This is a genomic window from Gloeomargarita sp. SKYB120, assembly GCA_025062155.1.
GTDB lineage: Bacteria > Cyanobacteriota > Cyanobacteriia > Gloeomargaritales > Gloeomargaritaceae > Gloeomargarita.
Genome location: JANXAM010000053.1, coordinates 1 through 8,222, shown reverse-complemented (window position 1 = coordinate 8,222; position 8,222 = coordinate 1). Strand labels below are relative to the sequence as shown.

The 8,222-nt window shown below is 55.7% G+C and carries 11 protein-coding genes; 5 read left to right on the top strand and 6 right to left on the bottom strand.

Features of this window, described 5'->3' with window-relative positions; genetic code table 11:
* Positions 1 to 105: 105 nt before the first annotated feature.
* Positions 106 to 903: an exodeoxyribonuclease III gene (gene xth, locus NZ705_12085; GenBank protein MCS7293682.1), complete on the bottom strand. Its 798-nt coding sequence runs from the start codon at positions 901 to 903 to the stop codon at positions 106 to 108.
* Between the two features lie 92 nt (positions 904 to 995).
* Between xth and NZ705_12080 the strand changes: the two genes are divergently transcribed.
* Positions 996 to 1,775: an SPFH domain-containing protein gene (locus tag NZ705_12080; protein ID MCS7293681.1), complete on the top strand. Its 780-nt coding sequence runs from the start codon at positions 996 to 998 to the stop codon at positions 1,773 to 1,775.
* Here the strand turns inward: NZ705_12080 and NZ705_12075 are convergent.
* From NZ705_12075 to psbN, 3 genes are all read right to left on the bottom strand, one after another.
* Positions 1,741 to 2,160, bottom strand: a complete 420-nt coding sequence (locus NZ705_12075; GenBank protein ID MCS7293680.1) for a pentapeptide repeat-containing protein — start codon at positions 2,158 to 2,160, stop codon at positions 1,741 to 1,743. The genes NZ705_12080 and NZ705_12075 overlap by 35 nt on opposite strands.
* A gap of 80 nt (positions 2,161 to 2,240) precedes the next feature.
* Positions 2,241 to 3,374 carry a cob(I)yrinic acid a,c-diamide adenosyltransferase gene (locus NZ705_12070; GenBank protein MCS7293679.1) on the bottom strand — a complete coding sequence of 378 codons (1,134 nt, stop codon included), beginning with the start codon at positions 3,372 to 3,374 and terminating at the stop codon, positions 2,241 to 2,243.
* Between the two features lie 46 nt (positions 3,375 to 3,420).
* The gene (psbN, locus tag NZ705_12065) at positions 3,421 to 3,552 is read right to left on the bottom strand and encodes a photosystem II reaction center protein PsbN (protein MCS7293678.1); all 132 of its coding nucleotides are present in this window, start codon (positions 3,550 to 3,552) and stop codon (positions 3,421 to 3,423) included.
* Positions 3,553 to 3,623: 71 nt separating this feature from the next.
* On the opposite strand from psbN, the gene psbH reads away from it, so the two are divergent.
* Positions 3,624 to 3,818, top strand: coding sequence for a photosystem II reaction center protein PsbH (gene psbH, locus NZ705_12060; GenBank protein ID MCS7293677.1), 195 nt, complete (start codon positions 3,624 to 3,626; stop codon positions 3,816 to 3,818).
* Between the two features lie 31 nt (positions 3,819 to 3,849).
* Positions 3,850 to 4,053 carry a TatA/E family twin arginine-targeting protein translocase gene (locus NZ705_12055; protein MCS7293676.1) on the top strand — a complete coding sequence of 68 codons (204 nt, stop codon included), beginning with the start codon at positions 3,850 to 3,852 and terminating at the stop codon, positions 4,051 to 4,053.
* Here the strand turns inward: NZ705_12055 and NZ705_12050 are convergent.
* Both NZ705_12050 and NZ705_12045 read right to left on the bottom strand, forming a co-directional pair.
* Positions 4,050 to 5,696 carry a bifunctional metallophosphatase/5'-nucleotidase gene (locus NZ705_12050; GenBank protein MCS7293675.1) on the bottom strand — a complete coding sequence of 549 codons (1,647 nt, stop codon included), beginning with the start codon at positions 5,694 to 5,696 and terminating at the stop codon, positions 4,050 to 4,052. The two genes, NZ705_12055 and NZ705_12050, sit on opposite strands and share 4 nt — an antisense overlap.
* A gap of 45 nt (positions 5,697 to 5,741) precedes the next feature.
* Entirely contained in the window at positions 5,742 to 6,203 is a 462-nt protein-coding gene (locus NZ705_12045) for an EVE domain-containing protein (GenBank protein ID MCS7293674.1), read from the bottom strand.
* 57 nt (positions 6,204 to 6,260) lie between these two features.
* On the opposite strand from NZ705_12045, the gene lipA reads away from it, so the two are divergent.
* Both lipA and NZ705_12035 read left to right on the top strand, forming a co-directional pair.
* Entirely contained in the window at positions 6,261 to 7,148 is an 888-nt protein-coding gene (gene lipA, locus NZ705_12040; GenBank protein ID MCS7293673.1) for a lipoyl synthase, read from the top strand.
* 40 nt (positions 7,149 to 7,188) lie between these two features.
* Entirely contained in the window at positions 7,189 to 7,623 is a 435-nt protein-coding gene (locus NZ705_12035) for a nucleoside deaminase (protein ID MCS7293672.1), read from the top strand.
* Positions 7,624 to 8,222: the final 599 nt, after the last annotated feature.

Below are 8,222 nucleotides of genomic sequence, written 5' to 3'. Positions count from 1 at the left end.
GACGGGTTAGCGAGCGGTGTCAACAAACCCTGGCGCAATTGACCCTGGCCGACCTGTACTACGACGTGCGCAGCCGCATGGCCAACGAAACCGAGCCGTATCACTTCATCGTGTAGGGGGCCAGTCCAGTTCTAACACGACCGGCACATGGTCGCTCGGTTGTGGCCACGCGCGGGGTTCCCGGTCAATCCAACAGTGTTTGGCCCAACTGCGTAGGGGTTGGCTAATCAGAATGTGGTCAATCCGCCAGCCCTGATTGCGGCGAAACGCACCTGCTCGGTAGTCCCACCAGGTAAAGTGACCCCCTTCGTGGCAAAACAACCGGAAACTGTCTTGGAAATCCAAGGCCAGCACTTGTTGAAACGCAGCCCGCTCCGAAGGCGACGCCATGATGTGCGCCTGCTTGTCCTGGGGGTCGTAAATATCCAAATCTGTCGGGGCCACATTCCAATCCCCGCACACACAGACCTGGGACGTTTGCTGCAACAACCGTTGGAGATATTGGTGCAACGCCGCCAGCCACCGCAATTTGTAATCGTATTTGTCGCTTCCTACACTCTGGCCATTGGGCACATAGACATTGACAATCTCCAGGCCCTGTATTTGCACATGAATTAACCGTTTTTGTTCATCTAAATAGCCGGTCCATTCCTGGCCCAATAACGGCGCAAAACCCACAGAAACATGCGTGGGAGGAATACGGGTTAAAATGGCAACGCCGTTATAGGCCTTTTGCCCAGCCATCACGCAGTGATAATCCGGAAATGCTTCTGTCGGAAATTGGTCATCGGTGACTTTGGTTTCCTGCAAACACAAAATCTCCACTGGGTGTTTCTGCAACCACGTCTGGATATGCCCAAGGCGGGTGCGAATCGAATTGACGTTCCAGGTGGCAATTTGCATGGGTTGGTGGCCGCCAAACCAGCCTGCAGTATAGCAATTCCTGGCCTAGACTTTAGACTAGAGCTGTAGCGTTTAGCGCGGGAGATAAAGCCATGCCGTGGGGCCTGACGGCGCTGACGGTTCTGTTAGCCATCGTTTTATCCGGTTTCAAACTCGACCGGGAGTACCAGCGGGGCGTGATTTTTCGCTTGGGACGCTTGCACAGTATTCGCGGGCCGGGGCTGTACTGGATCATTCCGCTGGTGGAGCAAAAGGTTCAAGTGGACCTGCGCACCCGAACGGTGGACGTGGAACCCCAGGAGACCGTGACGGCTGACAGTGTCACGATTCGAGTCAATGCCGTGCTCTATTACCGGATCATTGACCCTGCAAAAGCCATCAACCGCGTGGAGAATTACCATCAGGCGGTGTACCTAGCAGCCCAAACCACCCTGCGCAACGTGGTCGGACAAAACCTACTGGATGACGTACTCAAAAACCGCGACAAGGTGAATTGGCGCATCCGCGAAATCGTAGACGAAATCACGGAACCCTGGGGTATTGACATCGAACGGGTAGAGATGCGGGATGTGGAAATTCCCCCTTCGATGCAGCGGGCCATGGCCAAGGAAGCTGAAGCCGTCCGGGAAAAACGTGCACGACTCATCAAGGCTACGGCTGAGCAAGAAGCGTCGCTTCAGTTGGCCAACGCTGCCCGCGAAATCGCCCAAAACCCCGCAGCTTTGGAACTCCGTCGCCTGCAAATGCTCACGGAAATCGGCGCAGAAAACAACACCACGACCATCATCATGGTGCCTGCCGATTTTATGAACCTAGCAAGACGCTGGGCAGAATCCCCTAGCGCCGCGGCACCGCCATCTGACGCAGCGTAGGATAGCCGCCGAATTCGCCGCGCCGCCGACCTTCTAGTTCCGTCCCGCGCAGATTAGCCCCTTCCAAATTCGCGCCCCGCAAGTCAGCCCCGTCCAGCTTGGCATAGCTCAGATTGGCACCCCGCAAATCAGCACCCCGCAAGTCCGTATTGCTCAGGTCAGCGCCCACTAAATCCGCACCCCGCAGATTTGCCCGCGTCAAATCCGACCCCCGCAAGTTGGCATTACTCAAACGCGCGCCCCGCAGGTCAGCCCCCCGCAGGTCACAATTGGTACAAGTCTTGGTGTTCAACAATTGCCGCACTTGCGCCGCATCTTCCGCCCGCACCGGTAACGCCACCAGCCCGCTCACCGCCGCTGCCACGATCAGATTGAGGAACTTCATAAAAAACTCCCGGATGAATGCCCAGAACTCCACTCTTCTATTGTGGGCGAAAAAGCGCAGTAACGATGTGATCTGTATCGCTAGTAGTCCACCCCCCGCTTGAGGTCCACCCCCCGCTCGGCGTAGTGCTTGTGGTTGACCATCTCGGAATGCACACTGGCCAGGTCAAAGTAGCGGGGGAGTTGCCGGCACCGGCCCGTAATGATCACTTCGGTATGCTGGGGCTTGCGCAACAGCGTCTGGATGATAGGCTCCTGGGGCAAGAGTTCTAAATCCACTGTGGGATTGAGTTCATCCAAAATAATGGTTTTGTACAGCCCCGAGAGAATCGCCGCTTGAGCAATTTCCCAGCCCCGTTCCGCTTCCACGTAGTCGAGTTCTTGCCGGTCGTTCCACCAGACAATCGCATCACGGCCACAGCGCTGGTGGTCCACCAGATTGGGATAACTGTGTTGCAGGGCTTGAATCGCTGCGTCTTCGGTGTAGCCCGTGCCCCCCTTGAGCCATTGCAGGATGAGCACCCGGTGGGACAAGTCCAAGCGAATCCCTCGCCCAATCGCCTGCAACGCCTTGCCGAGAGCGCTGGTGGATTTGCCTTTGCCCGCGCCGGTGTAGATTTCGATGCCCGTAATGCCGTACTTTTCGGCGGTGGGGTGATGGTGGGGACGCATTTCAGAATGCAGGTCGGCAATTTCTAATAGCTCGCGCGGTGCGGCCCGGCCCGTCGCAATAATCTCCAGCGATTCCGGTTTTTTGGCCAAGGTTTCCACCACCTCATCAACAGGGAGCAATCCCAAGTCCAGCACGGGGTTGATTTCATCCAGCACGATCACCGAGTAGAGTTCCGAAAGAATCGCGCCCTTGGCGATATGCCAGCCCCGTTCAGCTTCCATCCGGTCAAAAGGGGTGATTTCATCGGGCCCAAAATACTCCGCTCGCCCCGTGCGCACCTGGTCAATCAGATGGGGAAATGCCTGTTCAAGTGCTTCAATAGCGCCATCTTCGTCATAGACGCGCCCCGGCCCCTTGAGAAACCGCAGCAGAAGGACCCGGTTTCGCTTGCCCGTGTTGATCCCCAGCCCAATTGAACGCAGCACGACCCCTAGTGCCGCCTGGGATTTGCCTTTGCCAAGACCGTCATAGACATGAATCTGACCAACGGGTCGTTCTGGCCGCCGTTGCGCTGTGACAATCCCAATCCCCGAACGCCCCATGCCCGCCTTACCGACCTGGCTACTTCATATTCTAGGAAGCGCAACGTCAATCCTCATGGTCTTCAAAGGGGTCTTCAAGTGACCGCGAGGGCGGGCCAAACGCGACGTAAATGGCGTAGCCAGTGATGCCAATGACCAGCGCCGCTAGGGAAATGATAAAAACTGTTGCAGATTCCATTGGTCGCTCTCCACGCTGGTGAGCCTGCTCCTATAATGTTACAGGAGATTAACGATGGACGGGTAAAGCCTATGGCAATGCGGACTTGGTTGGGTGATTTGTTGCGCCCGCTTAATTCGGAGTATGGGAAAGTCGCGCCCGGTTGGGGAACTACACCCTTGATGGCGGTCTTTATGGGTCTATTTTTCATCTTTTTATTGATCATCCTGCAGATTTACAACTCGTCCATTCTCCTAGAAAGTTTCAAGGTGGATTGGGGCGGTTGAAGCAGGCTAGCTCCTTTTGGGAGGACAAACCATGAACATTTTTGGGATGGGGCTGCCGGAGCTAGGGGTGATTGCAATTGTTGCGCTCCTAATCTTCGGGCCCCGCAAGTTACCCGAGATTGGCCGCAGTCTCGGCAAGACGGTCAAAAGCTTCCAACAGGCGGCCCGCGAATTTGAAGAGGAATTTAGGCGGGAAGCGAGTGCTCTAGAGGCGGGAGAGGACAAAAATAGCTAGTTTTGGATGCGTCCCAAGGGTGGGGGGCTAACCGGTGAACGGTTGCGGAAGTAAGCTTCCAAAGCGGCTATATCGGTAGGGCCAACCAACCGCTCCTTACCTTCTTTCAGCACCGTAAATCCATCGCCGCCATCAGCTAAAAAGCCATTGACCGTCACCCGGTAGGTTTGGGTGGGAATCAGGGGTTGGCCGTTGAGCGTTATGTCTACGACCCGTTGCCCTGGGGGCCTATCTGGTCGCCAGCGATAGCGAAACCCCTGAGACACCTGCAAAATCCGGTTTTGGCCCGGCGCGGGATTGTCAAATTGTTGTTCCAGCAACGCCTTGACCTGCGCCCCTGTTAAGGTCATGGTCACGAGATGGTTCCCGAAGGGCTGCACGGTAAATGCCTGGCCGTAGGTCACATGGCCCCCGTCGCTGTAGGTCAAATCCGCACGAATTCCCCCTGGATTCATGAAGGCAATTACTGCTCCCCCGGTTTCTGGCGCTTGGGTGGCGGCCAACTGGGCGTCGGCAATGAGATTTCCTAGGGGCATCTCGCCGCTGGGGCTGGGTTGGCGCCGAATATCGGCAGTGATTTGCCCGATGACGCGATTTGCTATCGGGTCGGCAAAAACTTTGTACCGCGCTATCAAACGGGTCAGGGCGGGGGCTTTGGGAACGTCCTGGGTAATGATGCGGTTATTGGCTCGCAGCGAACGCACGTCTTTTGTCCGGCGGTCGAGCACTAGGTTGATTTCCGTCACCATGCGGCCAAAGGCATCCGCGCTAGTCACCAGCCGACCGTCCACCACGCAGTTGTAGGCCCGGTGGGTATGCCCGGTGATGAACACATCCACTTCCCGGTCGGTGCGCTGGACGATGTCCACAATCGGGCCAGTGAAATGGCGACACTCGTTCGGACCGCCGGTGGTGAATCCCCCTTGATGGACCAGCGCCACCATGGCTCGGACACCCTGTTGCCTTAAGACGGGAACTAGTGCATTGAGGGTTTCGGCTTCGTCTTCAAATCGCAGTCCGGCCACAGCTTGAGGTGGGACAATTCGAGGCGTCCCTTTCAAGGTCATGCCGATAAAGGCCACTTTTACGCCGGAAAACGTGTAGATTTGGTAGGGGGGCAAGATGGGGCGGTTGGTTTTTTCATCAATCACATTCGCGGCCAGATATTGGAATTTCGCTCCCTTAAACGTTTCGCCAGCGCGACAGCCATCGGTGGGATGACACCCCCCCTTTTGCAAGCGCAGGAGTTCGTCAACGCCCCGGTCGAATTCATGGTTGCCCACCGCACTAACGGCTAACCCCATCGCATTCAACGCTTCAATCGTGGGTTCGTCGTGAAATAGGGCCGACAGCAAGGGGGTTGCGCCGATATTATCGCCAGCGGAAACAAATAGGCTGTGCCGGTGTCCTTGCCGCCATTGCTGGAGATGGGTCGCCAAGAATTCCGCACCCCCTGCCGGTAGGCGTTGGCCATCTGGTAAGGCGAGTGTCAAATTGCCTGGCTCTAAATTTCCGTGAAAATCGTTAATCGCAAGTAGCTGCACGGTCACCGTATCGTGCTGGGCGAAGACAGGCGTTAACCCTAGACACGTGACACACAAGGCTGCCAGTCCGAGCAATAAAGTTTTGACCAGGCGAGGCATACGGGCATTTTCCCCAACACCCGCCGCAATTGTAGATGAAGAGAACTACAAACTCAATCCCGTTTTGGCGGCAATATCCTGGGCGATTTCTGGCGGGACCGGTAGCACCGATAACCGATTGCCAGGACGAACAACCAAAAATTGATGCGGGTCGTAGGATTGGCGCAGTTGCTCCAGCGTCATAGGAGCTGGGCACGTTTGTAAATAGCCGACTTCTACCGTCCACCAGCGGGGATTCGCGGGTGATGATTTGGGGTCGTAGTAGGGGCTTTGGGGGTCAAACTGCGTTGGGTCAATGATATTCACTTGGGTGATTTCCATGAGTCCCACAATGCCTGGCGGGTCGGCATTGGAGTGATAAAAAAAGGCGCGTTCCCCCACTTGCATTTGCCGTAAAAAGTTGCGGGCTTGGTAATTGCGCACCCCATCCCAAATCGTGCGTTTATCTCGTTCTAAATCGGCGATGCTGTAGACGTGGGGTTCGGATTTCATGAGCCAGTAAGTCACAGCACTGTCCAAGCGTTGCCCTAACACCTTAGTCTATCCTTTGCTACAGTGGGATTCATGACGAAATCCCCCGTGAGAACCCGCAAACCGGATTGGCTGCGCACCCCCCTAGGACAAGGGCCAGTCTTTGGTCAGGTCAAGCATCTGCTTCGAGACCTACGGCTAAACACCGTTTGCGAGGAAGCGTCTTGCCCGAATATCGGCGAGTGCTTTAGCCAGGGCACGGCAACGTTTTTGATCATGGGGCCGGCCTGCACCCGCGCCTGTCCCTACTGCGATATTGAGTTTGTGAAGAAACCCCTGCCACCGGACCCAGAGGAACCCGCTCGTTTAGCGGAAGCGGTGCGACGGTTGGGACTCCGGCACGTGGTGATCACGTCGGTGAATCGAGACGACCTGCCGGATGGAGGAGCGCAACAATTTGCCAACTGCATTCACAAGGTGCGGGAAATTTGCCCTGGCACCACGATTGAAGTCCTGATTCCCGATTTATGCGGCAACTGGGAGGCCCTGGCGGTCATCTTGGCGGCGCAACCGGAGGTGCTCAACCACAACACGGAGACTGTCCCGCGGTTGTACCGGCGCGTGCGACCCCAAGGAGATTACCACCGCAGCCTGATGCTGTTGCGCAAGGCCCGGCAACTCTATCCCCGTACCTACACCAAATCGGGGCTGATGGTGGGACTGGGGGAAACCTGGGAAGAGGTAGTGCAAGTGATGCAGGATTTACGCCAGGTGGATTGCGACATTCTCACGCTGGGGCAATACCTGCAACCGAGTCCCAAGCATTTGCCCGTGGCCCGCTATGTCCCCCCGGAAGAATTTACCGAGTGGCGCCGCATTGGTGAACAAATGGGCTTTTTGCAAGTGGTGGCGTCGCCCTTGACCCGCAGTTCCTACCACGCCGCCGAAGTGCATCAACTGATGCAGCGTTATCCCCGCTAGACCCGTATAATGCAGGACATTCGGTGAGGGCAGGTAGGTGATGGATGAATTCATGCAAGCGGCGATTGCCCAGGCGCGCCAGGGACTCGCTGAAGGCGGTATTCCGATTGGTTCCGTACTGGTGAAAGCAGGGCAAATTGTGGGCGCAGGACGCAACCGGCGGGTGCAAGAGAATGACCCTGTGACCCACGCGGAAATTGATTGTTTACGACGGGCGGGACGGATTGGTTCCTATCGCGATACCACCCTGTATTCGACATTGATGCCCTGTTATTTATGCGCCGGCGCGGTGGTGCAATTCGGGATTCGGCGGGTGATTGTAGGGGAATCACGAACCTTTCAGGGCGCGCGAGAATTCATGGAACAACACGGAGTAGAAGTGATTGATTTAGACTTGGCGGAATGCCGGAATCTGATGCAGGAATTTATCCAGCGTCACCCAGATTTATGGTACGAGGATATTGGGCAACTGTAGCTGAGGATGGCAGGGGTGGCGTTGCTGATTATAGTTAAGCCACTTCAGTTTGCCAAAGTGAAAACCAACAACGGGGCTGCGCCCTGCGACTCAAGACATGACAAGCATAGATGACTTAGCTATATTACCCGTCTTACTGCCGTTGACCGTCTCATGAAGTGTCAGTTGAAAACTGGCATTGTCCAATGCATCGGTAGAAGAATACAGCAGCCTATCTTTTTAAGCGCTCTACGAATCGTCATATAGCCAAGCTTTTTAAGGTTGTCATATAATGAGCGTTTTACTAGGGAGTGAGAAAATGCCCAGACCATATAACTATGATTTGCGTAAGAAGGCGGTAAAAGCCATCTCGAATGGCGCTACTATAGCCGAGCTGCTTCAGTTTGTCAGGGAGATACTAGGAGAATCCAAGGCGGGGCTGGGCCCTGCGACTCCAAAACTGACAAGCAGAGATGGCTTAGCTATATCATGGAAGTCAGTCGGTTCCTGAACGTCAGCTATCGAACGGTACAGCACTGGCTAAGACAATGGTCAGAAACCGGCGACGTTCACCCCAAGGAAGGCTATCAAAAAGGCCATAGTCATAAGCTGAAAGACCT